The 24,337-nt window shown below is 62.3% G+C and carries 20 protein-coding genes; 13 read left to right on the forward strand and 7 right to left on the reverse strand.

Annotated elements, in window-relative coordinates:
- The first annotated feature begins 184 nt into the window (after positions 1-184).
- The 7 genes from JBE38_RS02995 to JBE38_RS03025 all read left to right on the forward strand — a co-directional run bounded on the left by JBE38_RS02995 (position 185) and on the right by JBE38_RS03025 (position 8,717).
- The gene (locus JBE38_RS02995; protein ID WP_205343521.1) at positions 185-1,264 is read left to right on the forward strand and encodes a substrate-binding domain-containing protein; all 1,080 of its coding nucleotides are present in this window, start codon (positions 185-187) and stop codon (positions 1,262-1,264) included.
- 332 nt (positions 1,265-1,596) lie between these two features.
- Positions 1,597-3,990 carry a TonB-dependent receptor plug domain-containing protein gene (locus JBE38_RS03000; RefSeq protein WP_205343522.1) on the forward strand — a complete coding sequence of 798 codons (2,394 nt, stop codon included), beginning with the start codon at positions 1,597-1,599 and terminating at the stop codon, positions 3,988-3,990.
- Between the two features lie 25 nt (positions 3,991-4,015).
- On the forward strand, positions 4,016-4,981 hold the full coding sequence (locus JBE38_RS03005; RefSeq protein ID WP_205343523.1) for an amino acid ABC transporter permease: 966 nt from the start codon (positions 4,016-4,018) through the stop codon (positions 4,979-4,981).
- Complete coding sequence (locus JBE38_RS03010; RefSeq protein ID WP_205343524.1) at positions 4,974-5,747, forward strand: amino acid ABC transporter ATP-binding protein; 774 nt, start codon at positions 4,974-4,976, stop codon at positions 5,745-5,747. The genes JBE38_RS03005 and JBE38_RS03010 overlap by 8 nt, the downstream gene beginning before the upstream one ends.
- An 18-nt stretch (positions 5,748-5,765) precedes the next feature.
- Positions 5,766-6,689 (forward strand): ABC transporter substrate-binding protein, encoded by a 924-nt coding sequence (locus JBE38_RS03015; RefSeq protein ID WP_205343525.1) that lies wholly within the window; start codon positions 5,766-5,768, stop codon positions 6,687-6,689.
- Positions 6,690-6,699: 10 nt separating this feature from the next.
- Positions 6,700-8,283: a flavin monoamine oxidase family protein gene (locus JBE38_RS03020; RefSeq protein WP_205343526.1), complete on the forward strand. Its 1,584-nt coding sequence runs from the start codon at positions 6,700-6,702 to the stop codon at positions 8,281-8,283.
- An 11-nt stretch (positions 8,284-8,294) separates the two neighbouring features.
- Entirely contained in the window at positions 8,295-8,717 is a 423-nt protein-coding gene (locus tag JBE38_RS03025) for a RidA family protein (RefSeq protein ID WP_205343527.1), read from the forward strand.
- A 41-nt stretch (positions 8,718-8,758) separates the two neighbouring features.
- Here the strand turns inward: JBE38_RS03025 and JBE38_RS03030 are convergent, their stop codons facing one another.
- The gene (locus JBE38_RS03030; RefSeq protein WP_205343636.1) at positions 8,759-9,799 is read right to left on the reverse strand and encodes an SDR family oxidoreductase; all 1,041 of its coding nucleotides are present in this window, start codon (positions 9,797-9,799) and stop codon (positions 8,759-8,761) included.
- A 155-nt stretch (positions 9,800-9,954) separates the two neighbouring features.
- Between JBE38_RS03030 and JBE38_RS03035 the strand changes: the two genes are divergently transcribed.
- Positions 9,955-10,881 (forward strand): LysR family transcriptional regulator, encoded by a 927-nt coding sequence (locus JBE38_RS03035; protein ID WP_240202385.1) that lies wholly within the window; start codon positions 9,955-9,957, stop codon positions 10,879-10,881.
- Here JBE38_RS03035 and JBE38_RS03040 read toward each other — a convergent pair.
- The 4 genes from JBE38_RS03040 to JBE38_RS03055 form a co-directional block, all read right to left on the reverse strand.
- A complete protein-coding gene (locus JBE38_RS03040; protein ID WP_205343528.1) occupies positions 10,860-12,113 on the reverse strand; it encodes an OprD family porin in 1,254 nt (417 codons plus the stop codon). The genes JBE38_RS03035 and JBE38_RS03040 overlap by 22 nt on opposite strands.
- 89 nt (positions 12,114-12,202) lie before the next feature.
- Positions 12,203-13,507, reverse strand: coding sequence for a CitMHS family transporter (locus tag JBE38_RS03045; RefSeq protein ID WP_060756880.1), 1,305 nt, complete (start codon positions 13,505-13,507; stop codon positions 12,203-12,205).
- Positions 13,508-13,635: 128 nt separating this feature from the next.
- Positions 13,636-14,949 (reverse strand): C4-dicarboxylate transporter DctA, encoded by a 1,314-nt coding sequence (gene dctA, locus JBE38_RS03050; RefSeq protein WP_060756879.1) that lies wholly within the window; start codon positions 14,947-14,949, stop codon positions 13,636-13,638.
- Between the two features lie 45 nt (positions 14,950-14,994).
- Positions 14,995-16,077 carry a 4-oxalomesaconate tautomerase gene (locus JBE38_RS03055; protein WP_060756878.1) on the reverse strand — a complete coding sequence of 361 codons (1,083 nt, stop codon included), beginning with the start codon at positions 16,075-16,077 and terminating at the stop codon, positions 14,995-14,997.
- A 166-nt stretch (positions 16,078-16,243) separates the two neighbouring features.
- On the opposite strand from JBE38_RS03055, the gene JBE38_RS03060 reads away from it, so the two are divergent.
- The 5 genes from JBE38_RS03060 (at position 16,244) to fecE (ending at position 20,936) form a co-directional block, all read left to right on the forward strand.
- A complete protein-coding gene (locus JBE38_RS03060; protein WP_060756877.1) occupies positions 16,244-17,134 on the forward strand; it encodes a LysR family transcriptional regulator in 891 nt (296 codons plus the stop codon).
- A gap of 131 nt (positions 17,135-17,265) precedes the next feature.
- A complete protein-coding gene (locus JBE38_RS03065; protein ID WP_205343529.1) occupies positions 17,266-18,186 on the forward strand; it encodes a Fe(3+) dicitrate ABC transporter substrate-binding protein FecB in 921 nt (306 codons plus the stop codon).
- A gap of 2 nt (positions 18,187-18,188) precedes the next feature.
- Complete coding sequence (fecC, locus tag JBE38_RS03070; RefSeq protein ID WP_205343530.1) at positions 18,189-19,178, forward strand: iron-dicitrate ABC transporter permease FecC; 990 nt, start codon at positions 18,189-18,191, stop codon at positions 19,176-19,178.
- Positions 19,175-20,143 carry an iron chelate uptake ABC transporter family permease subunit gene (locus tag JBE38_RS03075; RefSeq protein ID WP_205343531.1) on the forward strand — a complete coding sequence of 323 codons (969 nt, stop codon included), beginning with the start codon at positions 19,175-19,177 and terminating at the stop codon, positions 20,141-20,143. Before fecC ends, JBE38_RS03075 begins: the two co-directional genes overlap by 4 nt.
- A gap of 4 nt (positions 20,144-20,147) precedes the next feature.
- Positions 20,148-20,936 carry a Fe(3+) dicitrate ABC transporter ATP-binding protein FecE gene (gene fecE / locus JBE38_RS03080; RefSeq protein WP_205343532.1) on the forward strand — a complete coding sequence of 263 codons (789 nt, stop codon included), beginning with the start codon at positions 20,148-20,150 and terminating at the stop codon, positions 20,934-20,936.
- Positions 20,937-20,948: 12 nt separating this feature from the next.
- Here the strand turns inward: fecE and JBE38_RS03085 are convergent, their stop codons facing one another.
- On the reverse strand, positions 20,949-23,465 hold the full coding sequence (locus JBE38_RS03085) for a fimbria/pilus outer membrane usher protein (protein ID WP_205343533.1): 2,517 nt from the start codon (positions 23,463-23,465) through the stop codon (positions 20,949-20,951).
- Between the two features lie 85 nt (positions 23,466-23,550).
- A complete protein-coding gene (locus JBE38_RS03090; RefSeq protein ID WP_090369894.1) occupies positions 23,551-24,291 on the reverse strand; it encodes a fimbrial biogenesis chaperone in 741 nt (246 codons plus the stop codon).
- Between the last annotated feature and the right edge of the window lie 46 nt (positions 24,292-24,337).

The following is a 24,337-nucleotide window of genomic DNA, read 5'->3' on the forward strand; positions in this document are numbered from 1 at the left end:
CCCTGGACCGTTACCGTTCTACGACGGTAACGCCTGTGAAATCGTCTTTGGCATTCGCTCGAGCGAGTAGCAGACATTGCGCTTTGTTAGCGCTAACATCGGCATTATTGTTGGGCGCGTTTTAGAACGTCAAATATTTAAAAATTAGCCCTATATTCTTTTTGGTTTTTATCAGGATGGCCTTGTGAGCGAAGAGAAACCGCGTAAACGTCGTGGCGCAGGGCGCGTTACCCTCAACACCGTCGCCCGGCAGGCAGGCGTGTCGGCGATCACCGTGTCACGCTATTTCAACCAGCCGGAGCAAGTCTCGGTGGAGCGCCGCGAACGCATTGCCGAGGTGGTGGCCGAGTTGGGTTACGTGCCCAACCTGGTTGCTGGCGGGCTGGCGTCGGCTCGAGGGCGCATCGTGGCGATGGTGATCCCGAATATTTCCGGGCCGATCTTCGCCAATACTCTACAGGGGGTCAGCGACACCCTCGCTCAGCATGGTTATCAGCTCTTGTTGGCGTCGAGTTACTTCAGTGCCGAGCAGGAGGAGCGGGCAGTGCGCGCATTCCTCGGTTGGTCGCCGGCGGCGCTGGTGCTGACGAGCCGTTTTCACAGTGCCGGCACCGAAAAGATGATCGCTGACGTCGATATTCCAGTGGTGGAAACCTGGGATTACGTGCCCGAGCGCGAACCGTTACAGATCGGCTTCTCCCATTACGAAGTGGGCGTCACCGCTGCGCGTTACCTGCACGGCCAGGGCTACCGCCGCATCGCTTTTGTACAGAACAGCGCCATCGGTGACTTCAGTGCGATGGAGCGAGGTGAAGGGTTTGCCGCGACGCTGATCGAGCTGGGCGTGCAACCCAGAGTCTTTACCCCCGATGCCGGCAGCGCTCCGTTCGAAGCCGGCAAGCAGGCAATGGACGCGCTCATGCGCCACGCCACGCCGCCGGATGCAATCTTCTTTGCCAATGACAACCTGGCCGCCGGTGGATTGCTCGCCGGTCAGCGCGCCGGTGTGAACATCCCCCAGGACTGCGCGGTGCTGGGTTTCGGCGATTACCCGTTCGCCGAAATGCTGTTGCCCAGCCTGAGTACGATCAAGCCGCCCGCATTGGAGATAGGTGTTCTGGCTGCGACCCGCGTGCTGGAAAGTCTCGGCGTACTGCCGGTTGAACATGAGGTGCAACGATTGAGTCGGTTGGAGTGCCACTTGATCGAACGCGAAAGCACGCGAGTATCACCAGGACTCAGATCATCCATAAAACATTCTTAATATGAATAAAGATTTTTATAAATAATAAAATTAGAGAATATTAGCTTATACCAAAACAGCATTATATTTTTGAAATCCATTCCGTTATGTTTGGACTCAACAGCCTACCCCTGACCCCGGATGGTACCCAGCGTGATTCAGATTCCGCGCACCATGCCAGGGTGATCAACCCCTGAGCCCGCAGCGAATCGTTGGAAGGGAGCTCAACCCATGTTGCTGATTCAACCCCCTCGCCACACCTAGCCCAAACCGCCGAAACACCTTCTGACACCGCGCCGTCACCACGACGGCGTGTCTGCCCGACTTCGCGATTTGGAAATGCTGGAGTGGATATGAAACAAGTCTTGCAACCCACCGCCGCGCTGGCACTGGCCATGCTGGCCAACGCTGCACAAGCCCAGGACGACAGTACCCTGTCCACGGTGGTCGTCACCGGCAACCGTGGCGCCGAGCAGCGCACGGTCACCAGCAGCCCGGTGCCTATCGATGTGCTCAGCGCCCAGCAGTTGCAGAGCACCGGCAAGCCCGGCCTGATGGAAGCCCTGAGTGCGGTCATTCCGTCGCTCACCCTGCCGGAAAAAACCGGCTGGGACGCCAGCGGCATTGCCCGTGCGCCCAATCTGCGTGGCCTGAGCGCCGCCGAGGTGCTGGTGCTGGTCAATGGTAAGCGCCGCCATACCAGCGCCACGTTGAACATCAACGGTATCAACACGGGGGCGGCGCCGGCCGATCTCGACCTGATCCCCATCAGTGCCATCGACCATGTGGAAGTGCTGCGCGACGGCGCCGCCGCCCAGTACGGTTCCGATGCCATTGCCGGCGTGATCAACGTGATTCTCAAGGCCGACACCAGCGGCACCTCGGTCACCAACATCGGCCAGGGTTACGACGGCAAGAAGCAGACCGTGCAGCAAAGCCTCAACAAAGGCTTCGAGATCGGTGACGGCGGTATCCTGCAACTGGCGCTGGATGCGCGCAGCCAGAATGACGACAACAAAGCCAGCGCCAACGGCTACACCTATGAGCAGGCGTATGGCCTGGCGGGCAAGGCTACTTATGGCGGCTACGGCACGCCCAAGACCAACCTGCTGACCCTGGGCTACAACGCCGAGCTGCCGGTCGATGACAGCCTCAGCCTGTACTCCTTCACCACCTATTCGCGGCGCAAGGCCGAGCAGGGCCAGAACTTTCGCCTGCCGACCATCACCAACACCATCACCACCGGGCCCAATGGTTACCCGGCCGGTTACACGCCTACCTGGTACATCGACGAGGACGATTTCCAGGCGGCCTTCGGCGGCAAGGGCAGCGTCGGTGAGTGGAACTGGGACTTGTCCACCACCTACGGGCGCAACGAAGCGGAGCAGGGCACCACGCATAACCAGAACCCGTCCCTGGGTGAAGCCACGCCGAACAGCTTCACCTCCGGCACCTGGGTTTCCACCGAGCTGACCACCAACCTCGACTTCAAGCGCGGTTTCGATATCGGCCTGCAAAAGCCGCTTGATCTGTCCTACGGCTTCGAGCATCGACGCGACACGTATGAGGTGCAGGCCGGTGACTACGCCTCCTATGCCAACGGCGGCTACTGCGTGGCGCCGGGTAATTGCGCCTCGTCGGGGGCCCAGGTCACCAACGGTATTTCGCCGGCGGAAGAAAGCAGCGCCTCGCGCAACAGCCTGGCCAGTTACGTCGATGTGGGGTTCAACCCGCTGCCGGACTGGTACGTCGGCACGGCCTTTCGTTATGAGCATTACAACGAAGGCGTGGGCGCCACCCGCAGCGGCAAGTTGACCACCCGCTACGATTTCACGCCGCAACTGGCCGTGCGGGCCACGGTCAGCAATGGCTTTCGTGCGCCGTCCCTGGCCAACAGCCTGTTCAGTGCGCGTTCCACCACATACGGCGTGGTTGATGGTGTGTATCAATCGATCAACTACGGCGTATTGCCGGTGGGCTCGGCGGCGGCCAAAGCCCTCGGCGCGCAGGATCTCAAGCCCGAGCGCTCGACCAACTTCAGTCTCGGTTTCACCTTCACGCCCTCCGACCGCTTGAACTTCACCGCCGATGCCTACGTGATCAACTTGCGCGACCGCATCACCCTCACCGGCACCTTGCTCGGCCCCGAAGTCACCCAGGTGTTGCAGAACAACGGCATCAATTCCACGTCCGGCGGCCAGTACTTCATCAACGGTGCCGACACCCGTACCAAGGGGCTCGACCTGGTGGGCAACTACAACCAGGACCTCGGCCAATTCGGTGCGTTGAAATGGACGGCGGCGTTCAACTGGAACCAGACCCGGATCCTCAATTACCAGGCATCCACCACCATTCTGGGCACCGCCTACGATTTGATGGATCGACAGGCCCGCAACCTGATCACCGGTGTGCAACCCAATACCAAGCTGATCCTGGGCGGCGACTGGAGCATCGACCGTTTCAACCTCAACCTGGCGTTGACCCGCTACGGGTCGTACAAGGAGGTCAACTCCTCGGCCAATCGTGACCTCGACCGGATCTACAACGCCCGCTGGATCACCGACCTCGACCTTGGCTACAACCTCACCAAAGCCCTGAACATCGCCGTCGGTGCCAAGAACCTGTTCGACCTCTACCCCAAGAAACAAGGCGTGCCGAGCAGCACCATGCTCGCCAGCTACGGCACCTATTCGCCCTACGGTTTTACCGGCGGGTACTACTACACCCGTTTGACCTACGCCTTCTAACGCCTGCACGAGCGAGGAACAGAACATGCCGATCGTCGCCAAATCCTATGACCTGATTGATCAGGCCGGCCCGGTTCGCCAGGCCCGCGTCACCCCGCCGATCAAGGCCCTGCAGGTGGTGCCCGCCCGGCATCCCTGGCGCTGGGCCGGGTCGATATTCGCCGCATTGGTGCTATTCGCCATTGTGCATTCCCTGGCCACCAACCCGCGTTGGGAGTGGGGGGTGTTCGGCCAGTGGTTCTTCTCGCCGTCGGTGCTGCGCGGCTTGGGCCAGACCTTGCTGCTGACGCTGCTCAGTACTGTGTTCAGCGTCATCCTCGGCACCGCGCTGGCGTTGGCGCGGCTGTCGGGGTCGCCGCTGCTGGCGGCGTTGGCCTGGGGCTACATCTGGTTCTTCCGCTCGATACCGGCACTGCTGGTGCTGATCATCCTCTACAACTTCGCCTATCTGTATGACCACATCGTGCTCGGTGTGCCGTTCACCGAGGTGGTGTTCGCCGAGTGGTCGACGGTGGATGTGCTCAGCCAATTCACCGTAGCGGTACTGGGCTTGAGCCTGATGCAGGCGGCCTATGCGGCGGAGATCATTCGCGGCGGCCTGATCGGTGTCGACGCCGGCCAGCATGAGGCGGCGGCAGCCCTGGGCCTGCCCGCCTCGCGGCGCATCTTTCGCATTATCCTGCCCCAGGCGCTGCGCTCGATCCTGCCGTCGGGTTTCAACGAAATCATCGGCCTGGTCAAGGGCACTTCCATCGTTTACGTGCTGGCCTTGCCCGAGCTGTTCTACACCGTGCAGGTCATCTACAACCGCACCCAGGCGGTCATCCCGCTGCTGATCGTGGCGACCGTGTGGTACCTGATCATCACCACCGTGCTCACCAGCGCCCAGTACTACGTCGAGCGCCACTTTGCCCGTGGCACCGCGCGCGTATTGCCGCCCACGCCGCTGCAACGCGTGCGCGGCTGGTTCAAGGAGAAAACCCATGGCTGAGGCACGCGCCGGGCGCATTCAGATCCAGGGCGTGGGCAAGCGCTTTGGCCACCAGCAGGTCTTGCGGGATATCGACCTGACCATCGACCCGGGCAAAGTCACGGTGATCCTCGGGCCCTCCGGCTCGGGCAAATCCACGTTGCTGCGCACCATCAACCATCTGGAGAAGATCGACAGCGGGCATATCACCATCGATGGTGAATACGTCGGCTATCGACGCCAGGGCGACCTGCTGTTTGAGCTCAAGGAGCGCGAGATTCTCAAGCGTCGTATCGACGTCGGTTTCGTGTTCCAGAACTTCAACCTGTTCCCGCACCTCACCGCCTGGGAAAACATCGCCGAAGCGCCCCTGGCCCATAAACGCTGGAGCAAGACCGAGGCGCCGGCCAAGGCGGCCGCGATGCTGGCCAAGGTCGGCCTGGCGGACAAGGCCGATGCCTACCCACGCCAGCTCTCCGGCGGCCAGCAACAGCGGGTCGCCATTGCGCGAGCCTTGGCGCTGGACCCCAAGGTGCTGCTGTTCGATGAGCCGACTTCGGCACTCGACCCGGAACTGGTGGGCGAAGTGCTCGATGTGATCAAGGGCCTGACCCAACTGGGCGTGACCCTGGTGATCGTCACCCACGAGATCGGTTTTGCCCGCGAAGTGGCCGACCACGTGGTGTTTCTCTGCGACGGTCAACTGATCGAAGAAGGCCCGCCCGAACAGATCTTCCGCCAACCCCGACATCCCCGCACCGTGGCCTTTCTCGGCAAAGTGCTTTAGTTCAAGGAGTGACTGCCCATGCTCATCCACACCGCCCGCCTGGCCTTGCTGACGCTCGCCGTCGGCACCGCGCATAGCGCTTATGCCGTGCAACAGGTCGACCTCAGCCCCGACCGCGTGCGCATTCATGCGCCGCGTAATGAAGCCGCCATCGCGCAGATCCCGCCGGGCTTCAAGTTCGCCCAGCCGGGCAAGTTCACGGTGGCCGTGTCCGGCGTGGCCGGGCCACCCCTGGCGCTGCTGGCCAATGACGACAAGACCACCATCGGCAGCGAAGCCGACACCGCGCAGTTGGTCGCTGACAGCTTGGGCCTGCAGCTCAATCTGGTGCAGACCAGTTGGGAAGACTGGCCCCTGGGTGTCAGCTCGGGCAAATACGACGCGGTGATCAGCAACGTCACCGTGACCGAGGCGCGCAAGAAGCGTTTTGACTTCGCTACATATCGCCAGGATGTGCTCGGTTTTTATGTGAAGAGCACCAGCCAGATCAGCCAGATCAAGCAGGCCTCGGACATTGCCGGGCTGAAGATCATTGTCGGCTCCGGTACCAACCAGGAAAAAGTCCTGCTGGCCTGGAACGAAGCCAATGAAAAGGCCGGCATCAAGCCTGCGTTGTTGCAGTACTTCGACGACCAGGCCGCCGCCCAGTTGGCGGTGCAGTCGGGGCGCAGCGATGCGTTGTTCGGGCCCAATTCGGTGTATGCCTATTCGGCGGCGATCACCGGCGGCATCAAGCGTGTCGGCACTGTGAATGGCGGCTGGCCGCTGCAGGCGGATATCGCCGTGACCACCCGCAAGGACAACGGTCTGGTCAAGCCGATCCACACTGCGTTGGAGGGCGCCATTGCCGGTGGTCAATACGAACAGGTGCTGCAACGTTGGGGCCTGGATGTGGAGCGTGTCGACCAGTCGCGGATCAACCCACCGGGCCTGCCGGACTAGGAGCAACGACATGGGACTGACACGACGTGAAGCACTCTCGACGATTGCTGCAATAGGCGGCGAGCACGCCGTCAAGGATGCCCTGGCGGTATTGGGCCTGGGGCCTTCGTCGCACCGCCGGCCGCAACCCCTGAAACTCAACGCAGGCTTGGGGCAGGGCACCCGCGTGCTGGTGCTCGGTGCCGGTATCGCCGGGCTGGTCAGCGCCCTGGAACTGAGCCGCGCCGGGTTCAGCGTGCAAGTGCTGGAAGCTCGCGAGCGAGTCGGCGGGCGCACCTGGACAATCCGTAACGGCGACCGCGTGGACTACCTGGACGGCCGTACGCAAACCGCCGCCTTTGACCAGGGCCACTACTTCAATGCGGGGCCGGCGCGGATTCCCAGCCAGCATCGCACGATACTCGACTATTGCAGCGAGCTGGGGGTGGCGCTGGAAGTGCTGGTCAACAGCAGCCATGGCGCCCAGGTGCGACCGGACCTGCAACAGCCGGCGTTCACGGTGGGCCAGGCGATCAACGACACGCGTGGACACCTGTCCGGTTTGCTGGCCAAGGCGGTGCAACGCGATGCCCTCGATGATGTCTTGAGCGGCGAAGAACGCACCCGGTTGCTGGCGTTCTTGCAGGTGTATGGCGACTTGTCCCAAGAGCTGGCGTTCGAAGGCACGCTTCGTTCAGGCCACCTGGACTCACCGGCCCATCCCGGCGCCTTGCCCGCCAGCCGCAATCCGCTGGCGCTGGAGCGGCTGCTGCACCCCGAACTCTGGGGCGCGTTGTTGCACACTGAATTTCCGGAATTCTCGGCCACCATGTTCCAGCCCGTGGGCGGCATGGACCGCATCACCGAGGCGTTCTACCAGCGCGTGAGTGGGCAGGTGCAGCTGGGCGCCCAGGTGCGGCAGATCCGCCAGCTTGAAGACGGTGTGGCGGTGACCTACCACGACTCGCGCAGCGGGCGCGAACAGGTGGTGCGGGCTGATTATCTGGTCTCGACCTTGCCGCTGCCGCTCCTGGCCAGGCTCGATACCGACTTCAGCGCGCCGATCAAGGCCGCCTTGCGCAGCACGCGCAGTGACCAGGCGACCAAGGTGGCGTGGCAATCCCCGCGCTTCTGGGAGACCGATTACCGCACCTACGGCGGCCTCTCGTGGATCGAACACCCGGCGCGCCTGCTGTGGTATCCGAGCAACGACCTCAATACCCGCGAAGGTGTGCTGGTGGCCGGTTACGTGACCGGGGAGGGCGCCGACGTATTTGGCGCACAGCCGTTGGCCCAGCAGTACGCCACCTCCAGGGACGCCGTGGAGTGGCTGCATCCGGGTTACTCCAGGCACCTGCGCCACCCGCTGGCGGTGTCGTGGGAGCAGATCCCCTACAGCGAAGGCCCCTGGCTGCAACGCGAACACTTCCCGGCCGACGCCAGCGCCTTGCTGGAGCAACCCCACGGCCGTGTGTATTTCGCAGGTGACGGCCTGGTGCAGAGCGGCGTGGGTATCTGGCAGGAATCGGCGGCCAACTCGGCGCGGCATGTGGTCGGGCAACTGGCTGAACAGGTGACTCATCAACGACAGATGGCGGCAGTGGCCGCTTCATAAGGAGCAACACCATGAGCGACAGCATTCAACGCACCGGTCTCGGTGATTTCCCGATCTCGCAGACCGTCACCGTCCCCGCGTCGGCGAGCCTGGTGTTTGTCAGCGGTACCTTGCCGGACCTGGTCGATCCGAACGTCCCGGCCGCCTACGGCAATACCGAAATACAGACGGTCTCGGTGTTCAACAAAATCCGCAGGATCTTGCGCCAGCAAGACCTCGACCTGGGCGATATCGTGCAACTGCGCGTCTTTCTGGTGGGCGCCGAGGAAACCGCCGGGAAGTTGGATTTCGCCGGGCTGCAGCGCGGCTACACGCAATTTTTCGGCACGCCGGAGCAGCCCAACAAACCGACGCGCACCGCGTTGCAAGTGGTGGCCTTGCCGTTGCCCGGTGCGCTGGTAGAAGTGGAGGCGATTGCCGCGCGGACGGCATGATTCCATTCGCTATTCACGGCTCTGTGCAGGGCCGTGACGCATCAGACCTTGTCTGTTGCGCCCTGGTTTTTGTTGAACCCGCCATGCTTGCGATACCAGGCCACGGTGTCAGAAAGGGTCTGCTCCAGCCCTCGAAACCTCAGGCCCAGCTCTTGTTCACTCTTGCGAGGGTTGAAGCCGGTGCGGTGCTCCTCTCTTACCAATAGGCGCACCGTCGCCATGCTCAGCAAAACCGGCTTGCCGGTCAGGCGCGCATACACTTCCTGCACCGCCGCTAAAAGGTAGAGCACGGGCAGTGGCAGTTGCCGGGCAGGGGTTTTGACCTCGGCGATCCGGCCCAGGGCAGGCACCAACTGGCGCATGGTCAGGTTACGACCGGCCGCGAGGTAGCGCTCGCCTCGTCGTCCGTTTTGCGCCGCGGCAATCAGAGCCCAGGCCACATCACGGGCATCGACGACGGAGAAGGTGCCGGGGATCAGCCCGGGCAACTTGCCGTTGACGACATCCTTGACCAATTGTCCCGAGGAGGTCGGGCCGATATCACCCGGGCCCCACATCCAGCCCGGTAGGACCATGCAGGCATGCATCTGGGGATGCGTTTCAAGAAAGGTCAAAACCACACGGTCGGCGAGGATCTTGCTGCGGTAGTAGTCGTCCGCATCGGCTTCGGCGCGCAGGCATGTCTCATCGATAGCGCAGCCTGGGGCGCCGTCGAGCACGGCAATCGATGAGGTATGCACAAACCGGCGGACCCCCGCTCGGTAAGCCTGGTCAAGCAGGTCTCGCGTACCGGCGACATTGATTTTTTCGAGTGCTTCCCAATGGCTGCCGCCCTTGTAGTTGTCGCGAAAGAACGCTGCCGTATGAAACACCGTATCGCAGCCGCGCAACGAGGGGGCGAACGCGTCGATGTCGGCCATGTCGCCAACCACTAGTTGCACCGTGGGGAGGTCTTTGAACTGCTGCTCACCTTTGGCTTTTGAGCGGACAAGCGCTTTGACGGCGTAGCCACGTGCGACCAGTTCCCGCACCAGGTTGTTTCCCAGCAAGCCGGTTGATCCCGTAACGAATACGTTGCGCATCACCGCGTGTTCTGCGTCATGGTCGAGGCCCTTGGTCATACATTTCATTCCAGTCGTTTCGAAGGGCGGTAGATATACCGCTGAGGCCACGCCTGAAAAACAGCGACTGCTGCATAATGGCTTTGCATATTTGCAGACCATGGAGGACCAGGGGTATGGCGGTGCAGGCAAATTGGGATGATCTTCGTCTGCTGTTGGCCGTCTCGCGGCGTGGCAGTTTTCTGCAGGCGGGCCAGTTGCTGGGTATCGCGGCGTCCACCGTGTCCCGTCGCCTGACCCAGCTGGAAGCGGCCCTCGGTGAGCCGCTGGTGGAGCGAGGTGTTGAAGGGTGTTGGTTGACTTCGCGTGGCCAATCCCTGGTGGAAGTCGCCCTGGCTGCGGAGGAGGGCTTGCGGCGTCAAACGGCGGTGGACCTGTCCGGGGAGCACACAGCGCTACAGGGCAGTGTCCTGGTCAGTGCCGGTGAAGGGTTTTCTGCTGGTGTGCTGGAGGCCGCACGGCGTTTTACGGCGCTGCATCCGTGCTGCTCCGTGGAGTTACAGGTCACCGCCGAGTTTCACAAGATCGTCCGTGGCGTGGCGGATATCGCGATCCGCACCGTGCACCTGGGCGAGCCATCGCTGATCTATCGGCCCATCGGCAAGCTTGCCTACGGCGTCTTCGCGGATGCCGGCTACCTGAAGCGATCGCCACCGGTGACCCTGGAGACGGCGGTCAATATCGCCTTGCTGCCTCCGCTGGATATGTTGCCGCAAATGCGTGCCGCAAAGGCCGCGGGCCTGGACCGTGCGCAAATCAGCGTGAACTCGTTTGCCGTGCAGCTGGAGTCGGTGCGCCAGGGGATGGGCGTGGCTGTCCTGCCGCGTATCCTGGCCAAAGACCTGAGCGAGCTGTTCCCCGAGCTAGAACTTCCCGATATGGAGGTCTATCTGGTCACCCGGCCCCAAGCGTTGAAGCAGGCGCAGATCCGATGTTTCTTCGGCATCCTGGAGCAGGTATTGCTCGAGCTTTTTCATGATTTGCCGCAGCAAAGCGGCCCACCAGGGCCGCGAACATCGACCTACCAGAGCGCGATGTCATAGGTGAGGTAGAGGCGGTTGCTGTCGCGGCCCCGGGAGAATTCAGAGCGATAGACGTAGTTGCGCAGGCGCACCCCCAATCCCTTGAACGTGCCGGCTTGCACCACGTAGGCCAGTTCGGTATCACGCTCCCACTCCTTGACCGTCGTCGCGGACTTGCCGTCGTCGCCGCTCAGGTAGCGTGTCGAAAAGGTCAGGCCGGGCACACCGGCAGCCGCGAAGTTGTAGCCGTAGCTGAGCATCCAGGTCTTCTCGTCTTCCTCGATGAATTTGCCGATACCGGCGTTGCTGAACGAGTACACGGTTGCGCCGCTGATGTAGGGCAACCCGGCATCCCCGTGTAGGGCCTGATAGCCGCCGCCGAGTGTATGGCCGGCGATGGCGTAGGATAACTGGCCGCTGAGCATGTCATTGTCGATTTTGCCGGCGTAGGCAGAGCCGCTATCAACGCTATTGAAGTAGCGCAGGTCGCTGGTCAGCACGCCACCGGCCAATGGCAGGTCGTACTGGATGCCCGCGAAGTTCTGCCGGTAGAAGTTCTCGAGTTCCCCGTAGAAATAGCTCAAGCGAATGTTTTTACCCCATTTGTACTCGGCCCCGGCGTAGTTGAAATCCCCCGACTTTGCCCCGCTGTAGCCATCCGGCACGATCGGCACGCTGTTGGTGGAGTCGCGTAGTTTGAAGTGGTCCAGGTGCCCGCCGGTGACGCTCAGGTTCTCGATGTCGTTACTGCTCACTTGAGTGCCCTGGTAGGTCTGGGGCAGCAAGCGTGCATCGTTGTAAATCAGCACCGGGGTTTTGGGGAGCAAGGTGCCGTACTTGACGGTGGTTTTGGCGAACCGGGCTTTTGCGGTAGCGCCGGCGCTGGCAAATTCGCCGGCCGCCCGCCCGTCATCGTGCACCGGCATCAGCCCGGTGCCGCTGCGGCCGCGGCCTGAATCGAGCCTTACACCATACAGGCCCAGGGCATCCACGCCGAAGCCGAGAGTGCCGGCGGTAAACCCGGACTGATAATCCAGCAGGAAGCCCTGGGCCCATTCCGTGCGTTCGCTCTTTGCGGTTCTTGCGGCGCGTGCGCTCATGCCGTGCTCGTCACGGAAGTTCTCGTTGAAATACACATTGCGCAGCTGCAACTTGAGCTTGCTTTCATCAATAAAGCCTTCGGCATTGGCACCGGTGAAGGGCACCAGGCCCAATGCGCAAAACAGAGCCCGACGGGTATACACAGGGTTCATGGCAACTCTCTCATTGTTGTTATTGGGGGGCAGGGCAGCACGCGCCGCTTGAGCGAGGCGCGTTGGACGGCAGCAGTGGCGTTGGGGAATCAGATGAACAGGCTGATGGCGCCGGTCAGCAGGGCTAGCGCGGTGACGACCAGGGAGGTCAGCACCGCCCACTTGACGGTGGCTTTCTGGAAGTCACCGATATCGCGATCCACCATGCCCACCAGCAGCAGGGTCGAGGCCACCAATGGGCTCATCAGGTGCACGGGTTGCCCCAGGATCGAGGCACGTGCGATTTCGACCGGGTCGATGCCATAAGCGGCGGCGGCATTGGCCAGGATCGGCACCACGCCAAAATAGTAGGCGTCATTGGACAGCACGAAGGTCAGCGGCATGCTGGTGATCGCCACCACCAGTGGGAACAGGTGGCCCCAGGACGGCGGGATCCAGTCGACCAGTGTCTGGGCCAGGGCGTCGACCATCTTGGTGCCGGAAAAGATCCCGGCAAAAATCCCGGCGGCGAATACCAGCAGCACCACCGTCATGGCATTGCCCGAGTGCGCCAGGATGCGTTCTTTCTGAATGTCCAATTGCGGGTAGTTGATCATCAGTGCGAGCACAAAGCCGATCAGAAACAGGATCGCAGAGTGCATCAGCCCCATCACCAGGGCCGCCATCACCGCAATCACCAAGGCCAGGTTGACGTACGCCAGCTTCGGGCGCTTGTGCGGCGTGTCCTCAAGAATCGCGTTGATATAGCAATTGCCGCCACCGCTTTGCAGTTGCACGTTACCGATGCGCTTGCGCTCGGCTCGCCCGAGTAGAAAGGCCGTGAACACCACCCACAGGGCGCCGCCGATCATGGTCGGCAGCAGCGGTACGAAGTATTCGCCGGCATCCAGGCCCAGCGCGGCGATCGCCCGTGTTGCGGGGCCGCCCCAGGGTGTCATGCCGCTCATGATGCTCAGCGACAGCATGGAGATGGTCGCCAGGATCATCGGGTTCATGCCGATGCGTTTGTACAGGGGCAGCATGGCCGCGCAGGTAATCATGTAGGTCGTGGTGCCGTCGCCGTCGAGTGCCACCAGCAACGACAGCAGGGCGGTACCCACCGCGATCTTCATCGGGTCTCCGTTGACCCGTTTGAGGATCTTGCGGATCAGCGGGTCAAACAGGCCTGCATCGATCATCAGGCCGAAAAACAGGATCGCAAACAGTAGCAAGGCGGCAGATGGTGCGACCATTTTCAGGCCATCGAGCATCATCTTGCCGGTGGTGCCGCCGAAACCGCCGATCACCGCGAAGACGATAGGTACCACGGTGAGCGCGACGATCGGCGACAAGCGCTTCGTCATGATGAGGACGGTGAATACGACCACCATGGCCAAGCCAAGGAAAGCAAGCATAGGACGATTCTCTTGTTGTTATCGTAATAATGGCTGACGCCGAGGCGCACGAGCCCTGGCCCGCCGGGCGGGCAAAGGCGCCTGGCGGGGGAGGGAGTCAAGTCAGGAGGGGCGTTGCCCGGGGAGTACTAAGCGCGTTTGGGGACTTTCAAGTCTTCCCAGGCTTCTACCGGTGCCGCAGAGGGTTTGGCGTCGAGCATCCGGTGCAGCGTTTCGCGATCGCAGGCATTTTCCGACAGCGACATCACCACCGTCGCGACGGCGTTGCTGGCCAGGCTGGTCAGGGCTCGCGCTTCAGACATGAAGCGGTCGATGCCGATCAGCAACGCCAGGCCGGCCAATGGGATGTCGTGAATGACCGTCAGGGTCGAGGCCAGTGCGACGAACCCGCTGCCGGTGACGCCCGCAGCGCCCTTGGAGGACAGCAGCATGATTGCCAGCATGGTGATGATCTGCGTCAGGCTCAGGTCGATATTGCAGGCCTGGGCAATGAAGATCGCCGCCAACGACAGGTAGATCGCAGTGCCGTCCAGGTTGAACGAGTAGCCGGTGGGCAATACCAGGCCCACGACGCCTTTTTTGCAACCCAGCGCTTCGAGCTTCTCCAGCATGCGCGGCATGACCGGCTCGGTGGAGGAGGTGCCCAGCACCACCAGGAACTCTTCGCGGCAGTAGCGCAGCAGTTTCCACAGGCTGAAACCGTTGGCGCGGCAAATGCTGCCCAGTACCACGAACACGAAGAAACCGCAGGCGATGTACAAGGTCATGATCAGCTTGGCCAGCGAGCCCAGCGACGTGATGCCGTACTGGCCGACGGTGAACGCCAAGGCACCGAAGGCGCCGATCGGAGCGAAACGCATCAGGTAGGCGAAGATCTTGAACACCATCTGCGAGGCGGCTTCGAGCACGTCGAGCACCGGCTTGCCACGCTCGCCCAGTGACGACAAGGCAAAGCCGGACAACACCGCAATAAACAGCACCGGCAGCACTTCACCCTTGCTGAAGGCGCCGATAAACGTCTCCGGGATGATATGCATGAAAAATTCCACCACCCCAAGCTTGGCGGCCGACTCGGTGTATTGGGTCAAGCCTTTGGTGCTCAGCTGGCTGGGATCGATGTTCATGCCCGCGCCCGGCTGGAACACAAATACCGCCACCAGGCCGATCAGCAGGCTGATCACCGTCAAGCCCAGGAACAACAGCAGGGTCTTGCTGAGCAGGCGTCCGAGCGAGCGTTTATCGCTCATCCCGGCGATGCCCGTGACGATGGTGCAGAACACCACGGGCGCAATCATCATCTTGATCAGCTTGATGAATGCATCACCCAGCGGTTTGAGTGCAATGGCTTGCTGGGCCCAGAAATGCCCGACCACGATGCCCAGTACCACGGCGCAGAGAATCTGGAAGTAGAGCGATTTAACAACTTTCATGGCATCACCCATTTTTTAGAATTGTGCGGATGCAAAAAATGCCAACGACCGCCGGAATTATCCGGCGAGGCGCTGTGAATCTGTGGCGTAGACGTAGCCGGAAAAAAGCCTGCGCGCAGTACGAACGACGGATGCCTGGATTGTCTCACTGTTGAGCCCGGTGTAGGACAATACGACATCAATCCCGCCGCTGGGGTGCTCGATACGCACCGCTTGAGGGCGCGGCGTACTGATCCCGCCGAGCATCTGCGCAACGATGCTGCCTTCTACCACGCAGGCGGTGGCCAGGCCAATCGAGCCGGTAATGGCCAGGGCCCGGTGACAGTTGTGCGGCATGAAATAGCGAACCTGGATCGTACCGCCGGCTTTGGCAGGCGAGACCAGTACCGGCTTGGGAATCACTTTGTGGCTGACATCGCCCAGGCCCATGGCCTGGCCGGCTTGCAGTCGCAATGACTCAAGGCGCCGCAGGAAGTCTTTATCGGCGTCCAGTTCCGCCGGGCTTTCATCACCGCGCTTGCCCAGTTGGCCAGCCTCGATCAGCACCATCGGCATCGCCATATCGATGCAGGTGACGGCAATACCGTCGATCACATCCTGCGTGTTGCCGGTGGGGAAGAGCTTGCCGGTCTTGCTGCCGGCCGCATCGAGGAACGTCAGTTGCACCGGTGCTGCGGTGCCCGGCACGCCGTCGATGGCGGTGTCGCCCTCGTAACTGACGTTGCCATCCGGTGTGTACACCTGCGAATGGATAAGGGTCCCGGTGTTCACATTGCGAATACGTACTCGGGTGCGCCCCGGCGTGCCTTTGACCAGGCCCTGTTCGATGGCGAAAGGGCCGACGGCGCACAGCATGTTGCCGCAGTTGGGCGCGCTGTCGACGCGGCGTTGCGAAACCATGACTTGAACGAACAGGTAATCAACGTCCGCATCGGGATGCAGTGAGGGGCTGACAATCGCGACCTTGCTGGTTTGGGGGCTGCCGCCACCAATGCCATCGATCTCCAGCTCGTGGCCGGAACCCATCAGGTTGAGCAGCAGCTCGTCACGGGCCTCAATCGCTGCCGGCAAATCCCAGGCTAGAAATACCGGGCCTTTGGAGGTGCCACCACGCATCAGCACACAGGGAATTCTTTGCATGATACTGACTCTTGTTGATCAATCGAGTTAATTGATGCTCTGCGAACAAGAGTCTCAAGCTTTAAAAGATCTATCAAATGCAAAAATTGACGAGATTGTTGCGTTTTACGAATGATAAATTTACGCTGGATTTTCTTTTCGAACCTTGCAGCGGATGAGGCATAACGTGGACTATGAGCTTAACGACATTCGATCTTTCGTGAAGATCGCCGAACTTGGCAGTTTTCACGAGGCTGCCGATGCCCTGCACCTGTCCCAACCCGCACTCAGCCGCCGGATCAAAAAGCTCGAAGAGGGCTTGGGCACCGCGTTGCTCGATCGCACCACGCGCAAGGTCAGCCTCACCAGCGTCGGCCGCGACTTCCTACCCAAGGCACGCCGCCTGCTGGACGACTTCGACGAGTCGATTCTCAATATCCGTGAACTCGCCGAACGCCAGATCGGCCGGGTCACCCTGGCGTGCATCCCGACGGCTGCTTTCTATTTCCTGCCCTCGGTGATTCGTCTGTACAACGAACGCTACCCAAAAATCCGCATCCGCCTGCTGGACTTGAGCGCCAACGAGGGGCTTGAAGCGGTCCTGCGTGGGGAAGCTGATTTCGGTATCAACATGATGAGTGGACAGCACCCGGACATCGAGTTCGTGCCCTTGGTCAGCGAACCGTTTGTGTTGGCCTGCCGGCGTGATCATGAGTTGGCCAAGCGCAGTGCGGTCACCTGGTCTGAATTGAGCGATTACCGCCTGATCGGCGTCGGGCGCCTGAGCGGCAACCGCATGCTGCTCGATCATGCCTTGTCTGGCTTGAGCTGGCGGCCGCAGTGGTTCTACGAAGTCCAGCATCTGTCGACCTCGCTGGGCCTGGTGGAGGCTGGGTTGGGGGTGTCGGCGATGCCGAGCCTGGCCATGCCGGCCGAGGACCATCCCACCTTGGTCAGCGTCCCGTTGATCGAGCCGGTGGTGAACCGCTCGTTGGGTCTGGTCTACCGCCGTGGGGCATCGCTTTCGCCGGCGGCGGAAAAATTCGTGTCGATATTGCTTGAGCAATGGCCGCAATAAGCCATTGACCGTCTGGTCGGCTGACGCGGTGTTAATAAGAATGTTTTTTGATTGCACCGCGCCGTTGTGGAATAGTACCCGCCGTTTTCCCCGGCCTGCCTGGGCGGGGTGTGTCAACGCCGAGGTGCTTCATGCGATTACTGCGCTCCATTGCGACCCTTGCCGCCTGTCTCCTGGCGTTCTCTTCAAGCGTGTTATGCGCCGCTCCCATCGACCTCAATGACGGCCAGCACGCCGTGCATCTGCCGGATGCGCCCAAGCGCGTGGTGGTACTGGAGTTTTCCTTTCTCGACAGCCTGGCGGCAGTCGACGTCACGCCTGTCGGGGCGGCGGATGATGGCGACGCCAACCGCGTGTTGCCCAAGGTGCGCCAGGCCATCGGCCAGTGGACGTCCGTGGGCTTGCGCTCGCAGCCGAGCATCGAGGAAATCGCCAGGCTCAAGCCTGACCTGATCATCGCCGACCTGAACCGCCACCAGGCGCTGTATAGCGACCTCTCCAGTATCGCACCGACCTTGCTGCTGCCCTCGCGCGGTGAGGATTACCAGGGCAGCCTCAAGTCCGCCGAACTGATCGGCAAGGCGTTGGGCAAGAGCCCGCAGATGCAGGCGCGTATCGCGCAAAACCGTGAGCACCTGAAGGCGATTGCACAGCAGATCCCCGCCGGCGCCAGTGTGCTGTTCGGCGTTGCGCGTGAAGACAGTTTTTCCGTGCACGGCCCGGACTCCTATGCCGGCAGCGTATTGCAAGCCATCGGCCTGAAAGTCCCGTCGGTACGTGCCAAGGCGGCGCCGACGGAGTTTGTCAGCCTGGAGCAACTGCTGGCGCTGGATCCGGGCTGGTTGCTGGTCGGCCATTACCGCCGCCCGAGCATCGTCGACGCCTGGAGCAAGCAACCGCTGTGGCAGGTGCTTGGCGCGGTGCGCAACCAGCATGTGGCTGAAGTGGACGGTGACAGTTGGGCGCGCAATCGAGGGGTATTGGCCTCCGAGCAAATCGCCGAAGACGCCCTGGCGATTCTCAAGGGCGGCAAAGCCGTACTGAGCCAATAACCGTGCAGCGCAGTTTAGCCGCCGCCGGCATCGTGCTGTTGGGAGGCGGTTTGTTCTGGCTTTCGCTGTACAGCTGGTCGCCGTTTGTGATCACCCCGGCGGATGCGTGGAATGGCCTGGTGCACCAAGGTCATTCGGGCGGCAACATGGCTTATATCGTCGCCCAACTGCGGGTGCCGCGTGCGGTGTGCGCGGCGTTGGTGGGTGCCTGCCTGGGCTTGGCGGGGGCATTGATGCAAGGCATCACGCGTAACCGCCTGGCCTCGCCGTCTCTGTTCGGCGTTACCGCCGGGGCGGCGCTGGGCTTGGCGTTGTTTTCCACCGGCCTGGTGGCGCCACTCTTTGCCGGTGGCGCTTTGTTGATGACGTGCGTAGGGGGCGCGCTGGCCTGGGTCACGGTGTTCAGCCTCGGCGGCGCCTGGTCGCCCACCACGTCCCAAGGGCGCCTGGTGTTGGCCGGAGTGGCCGTGGCGGCGTTATGCGCGGCGTTGACGCGGCTCACGGTGATTCTGGTCGAGGCCCAGGCGCAAAGTGTCCTCAACTGGCTGGCCGGCTCCCTGGCCAACGTGGGCACCGCGCAGGTGCAACTGCTCTGGCCCTGCACCCTGGTCGGCGGCCTGTGGGCGTTGTGGTGCGCGCCGCGCTTGAACTTGATCAACCTGGGCGAGGAGGCCGCCCGCTCGTTGGGCGTGGGCATCGCCAGCCTGCGCCTGCAGGTCTTCGTCGCCAGTCTGTTGTTAGTGGGTGCCAGTGTCTGCGCCGTCGGCCCCATCGGGTTCGTCGGCCTGATTGCGCCCAATATCGTGCGGCAGTTTCTCGGTAACGACTATCGCTGGCTGATCCCGCTGAGTGCCGCCCTGGGCGCAGTGATTGTGCTCGGCGCCGACCTGCTCAGCCGCGCCGTGGCGTTCCCCGTGGAAACCCCGGCCGGGGTCGTCACCGCGTTGATCGGTGCGCCATTCTTTCTCTTTCTCGCCAGGCGCGCCCTATGACTCGGCCACGCTTTCGCCTTTGGCTGCTGGCGGGCCTGTTGCTGCTGGTGACGTTTGTCAGCCTCAGCGCCGGCACCCGGTGGCTCACGCCCGAAACGGTAGTGGAACGCCTGTTGGCCCACGACGCCGTCGATTTTGAAGTGTGGAACCACCGCCTGCCGCGTAGCCTGATCGCGATCCTTGCCGGCTGCGCTTTCGGCCTGGCAGGCGCGATAGTGCAGGGGGTGATACGCAACCCGCTGGCCTCGCCGGAGATTCTCGGGGTGACCCAGGGCGCAGGGTTGGCGCTCACCGTGGCGATCATCACCTGGCCGCAATTGCCGATTGGCTGGCTGCCACTGGTGGCGTGCCTGGGTGGGGCGGCCGGGGCTTTGCTGTTGGCGTTGTACAACAGCGGGGTGAGTTTTTCCGGGGTGCGCTTTGCGCTGTCCGGGGTGGCGATTGCGGTGACCTTGTCCAGCATCACCGAGTTCCTGATCCTGTCCCACCCGCTGGATATCAACACCGCATTGCTCGCGCTCACCGGCAGCCTGTGGAGCCGCAACTGGCACCATGTGGGGTTGGTGTTGCCATTTCTCGTATTGATCCCGCTGGGGTTGTGCCTGGCCAAGCCACTGAACCTGATCGCGCTCGGTGATGAGGCGGCGCATAGCCTGGGCACCGCGTTGAACCGCACGCGCGGGTGGGCGATGGCCTGCGCAGTGATGCTCACCAGCCTGGGAGTCGGCGTGATCGGGCCGATCGGTTTCATTGGGCTGGTGGCGCCGCATATGGCGCGGCGCCTGGTGGGCGGGCATCACCACTACCTGATGCCGGCGGCGATGTTGATCGGCGCGTTGCTGCTGGTGCTCGCCGATACCCTCGGACGCACCTTGATCGCTCCCAGCGAGATCCCGGCAGGGGTGCTCACGGCGGTGATCGGCGCGCCCTATTTTCTTTGGTTACTGGCACGCTTCAAGGGCTGATGACATGAGTATTCTGAAGGCACACCAGCTCGATATCGGTTATGGCGCGACGCGCATCGTGCAAGGTTTGTCGTTCGCGCCGCCGGCGGGCAAGGTCACGGCGTTGATCGGTCCTAACGGCTGCGGCAAGTCCACCTTGCTCAAAGCCTTCGCGCGTATCCTCAAGCCAACCCAGGGCGAACTGACCCTGGAGGGGCAGCCCTATGCCAGCTTGTCCGCGCGGCAACTGGCGCGGCAGATCGCGTTCCTGCCACAGGTGTTGCCCGTGCCGGAGGGGGTCAGCGTGCGGCAGTTGGTTGCCTATGGTCGCAGCCCGCATAACTCGCTGTGGGGGCGCCTGAGCGGCAATGACCAGTCCCACGTGACCCAGGCCCTGCAGCGCCTGGAGCTGGACACCCTGGCCGAGCGTGCCTTGGCCGACTTGTCGGGCGGCCAACGCCAGCGCGCCTGGCTGGCGATGGTGCTGGCACAGAATGCGCCGGTGGTGCTGCTCGACGAACCCACCACCTATCTCGACATCAGCCATCAAGTCGAACTGCTGGACTTGATGGGCGAACTGGCTGCCGAAGGCAAGACCGTCATCACCGTGCTGCACGACATCAACCAGGCCTGTCGCTACGCCGATCATCTGGCGGTGATGCACGGCGGCAGGTTGGTGGCCGATGGCGCGCCAGCAGCGGTGATCAGTGCCGAGTTGATGCACCAGGTGTTCGATGTGCATGTGCAGATCATCAATGAGCCGGTGGCAGGTACACCCATGTGCGTGGTGCAGAGGAGCGCACGCACGCATTGATGCTCGGCCCCCTCAACCGGCCGGGGGCTTGCACACCAGCGCCTGGCGCTCATAGTTCAGCGCCTTGTTCTGCGGTGGCAGCGCGTAGCTTGCAGTGCATTGCTCTTCACCCCACTTGATGATCAAGGTGCCGTGATCCTGCTCCACCAATGCCAGGGCGTTGCCGTTCGGATCGGCGATCGCCAGTTGCTTGCCTTGGGTATCTTCCAGCGACGCGCCAAACGCCAGCGGTTGGTGCTGGGCATCGAACAACTCGAACAGTACCCGCCGTCCGGTGGTGCCGCTGTAGTGCGCCACGACGATGGCGCCACGGCGCGGCACCAATTGTTGCGTGGCATTGCTGATTTCGACATCGCCACCCAGGTCTCGGGTGTCCAGGCTCACCCAGTTCACCCGGTAGGGTTGGGCCGTGGGGATCACCGCATAGCCGTTGTAGCCGGTTTCGACGCCGCTGTAGCTGCCGATTTTTGCCCCGCTGATACCGGGCACTTCGGCCAGCGCGAAGGTTTCACTGACGGTCTGCCCCAGGTTGATCCCGCCCGCGTGGGCCACTACGGAGCCTGCGAGGTTGAGGTTCTGCGAGTTGTAGCCCTGGCCCTGGCTGTAACCCAGGCTGACGTCCGCTACCGAGGTCCGGCTGTTGATGTTCACCGAGCCCGAATCGCCGCTGGTGTCGCTGTGGCCGGCTTGCACCGAATAAAAGGTGTCGCTGGTGTCGGCGACGTAGCCGTTGATCCCGGCTTGGGTGGTGGTGTCGCCGCGGTTGCTGCTGGTGGTGACGAACGCTCGTGGCGCACGCGGCTGGCTGCCCAGCGGGAAGGAGATGGACAGGTTCACTTGGGTGTCATCGCTGGGTTCGCCCCAGGTGACGATTTGCTTGGTACGCGTGACGCCGAGGTTGTAAGTCACATCGCCCCAGTTGCTGGTATAGCCGGCAGAAAAACTCTGGGAGCCGCCACGGTTCCAATAGCGCTGATCGCTGGCGTTCACGTAGAGGCTGCCGTATTCACGATGACGCCCGAGGCTTTGGTTGATCGTCAGGTCGGTGCGGGTCTTGGAGTGGCCGGTGCGTACACGTGCGCCTTCGCTGATGTCTTCGACGTGGTCGGTGAAGCTGCGGTAGCCCTCGGTGGAGTAGCGGTAGGCTGCCAAGGTGAAGTTGGTGTCGGTGCCGGCAAAGGTCTTGGCATACAGCGCGCGCACGCTGTTGCCCTGGGTGGTTTGCCCCCGGGCCTTGCTCGATGAGTGTGTGACATCCAGCGATACCGCGCCCAGTGCGGTGTTTTTGCCGGCTCCCAGAGACAGCGCGTTGTACGCCTCGCTGGCTTGTACACCGACGATGCCGCTCAGGCTGCTGGTCAAGCCATATGCCACGGTGCTGCTGACAAATCGGGGAGTCGCCAGGCCCTCGGCATTGCTCTTGAACGTGCCCGCCGAGACGCTGTACTTGACCTGGCCTTCACGCACCATGATCGGCAGGCTGGAAAACGCCTGCATCGTCACGCGGCGGCTGCCGTCAGCTTCGATCACGGTGATTTGCAAATCACCGTTGGAACCGCTGGGGTAGATGTCGTTGATCTCGAACGGGCCCGGCGCGACGTTGGCGGTGTAGAGGATGTAGTCGTTCTGGCGGATTTCCACGGTCGCGTTGGTCTGGGCCACGCCACGGATCACCGGCGCATAGCCGCGCTCGCTGTCGGCGCGCATGCCTTCATCCGAGGCCAGTTTCACGCCGCGATAGCGCACGCTGTCGAACAGGTCGGTATCGGAGAAAATCTCACCGGCGCTGAACTGGCCTTTGATCGCCGTCACGTCATGCTGCACGTAGGTACGGTTGCTGGTGAAGGTGTTCGAGCGCGCGGTGCCACCACTGAAATTCGACTCGTTGCGCAGGCGCCAGGCACCCAGGTTGATGCCGTTGCGCAAGCCCAGGTTATGGTTGACGCGGGTTTGATAGTCGCCGGCCGTGCGGCTGCTGTTGAGTTGGTAGTTGATGAACGCCGCCGGCACGCCGTCATCCCATAACTGCGGGTCGACATAGCCACGCAGGCCACGTTGCATAGCTATCTGTGGAATGCTTGCCATCATGCGCAGGCGGCTGCTGTCGTACCGCACGCTGGCGTCTTCGATCAACTGCGCCAGTGAGTAGCAGGGCGCGGGATGTTCAGGGTCGATTTTGCCTTGAGCCTGCAGGCGAGCCATGTCGATTCCCAGTTGCTTGAGCAGGTCGAGGGTCAGGCACGCTTCGACCTGGCCGTTTTGCGGGTTGCGCAGGAAGTCGATATCACGCCGCCCGACCAGCACTTCGTTGCTGAACAGGTCCACCCGGTAATTGCCCGGAAGCACACTGTTGGCCGCGAGCAATTGCTGCAGGTCGACCGCCTGCCCACCTTGTAAAAACGTGGTATTGAAGGCTTCGGTGGCCTCATCGGCCATCACCCAGGCTGGCAAGCTGGCGGCGATCGCCAACGACAGTGTCTTGAATTTCAGTGCGCAACGCACGGGCCTGTTGCTGGAAAGAGAAGACATGCGAAGACCTTTGACGTCCCCCGGCAGCGAACAGGCAGGCACGCAAATGCGCACCCGGCATTCGCCTGGGGGTTAGAGAGCAGGCTTAAGGGGCCAGTCGTGATTCAGTGGCGTGTGCAGGGGCCGAAACGCCGCTTGAAAGGGGCGTGGTGTAGTGATTCTGCGCGCCGTAGTCATTGATGCTGTAGAACGACAATTGCACCGGGCCGCTGGTGGGCAGGGCACCGAGCGCAAATTGCTTGTGCTCGCCGGGCGCGATCATGGTGGAGTCGCTCGCCAGTTGCGCCTGCACTTTGATGTCGGCCATCGACACGTGATACAGCGTCGGGTTTTTCACGCTCAGCAGCGTCTGCGCGCCTTGCCGGACCAATGTCCATTCAAGCTGTGCCGGGGCTTGCAAGGCACTGCCGGGCAACCCGGCAGGCCGGTAGAAAATCTTGATGCGTTGGCGGATGGCCAACTGCAAGGTGTTCTCGGCCTCACTGGCCTTGGGGATTTCCTGGACGTTGAGCCACACCACCGACTCGCGGTCCGTGGGCATGCCGGTGCCTTCATACAGCACGCGCAGCAGTTGCTGTTCCTTGGCAAACACGCGGGCCAGGGGCGGCGTGACCGCAAAGGGCGCACGGCTGGCGCCGGCGTCATTCATGTCGACCCAGGATTGCACCAATACATCCTGGTTACCGTTACGCACAGTGATGTTGGCTTCCTTGTGGTCGCCATCGAAGACGATGCGGGTGGCGTTCAGTGAAATGCTGGCGCCGGCCTGGGTCGCCATAAGCATGCCCAGCAGCCCCAGGCATGCGGCAATCGAACGAGGCAGCATGAGGTTTATCCAGTGTGATCAGAAGGAATGGCGAGGCCGCAGGGCC

This window comes from Pseudomonas sp. ICBG1301 (genome assembly GCF_016918385.1).
GTDB classification, from domain to species: Bacteria; Pseudomonadota; Gammaproteobacteria; order Pseudomonadales; family Pseudomonadaceae; genus Aquipseudomonas; species Aquipseudomonas palleroniana.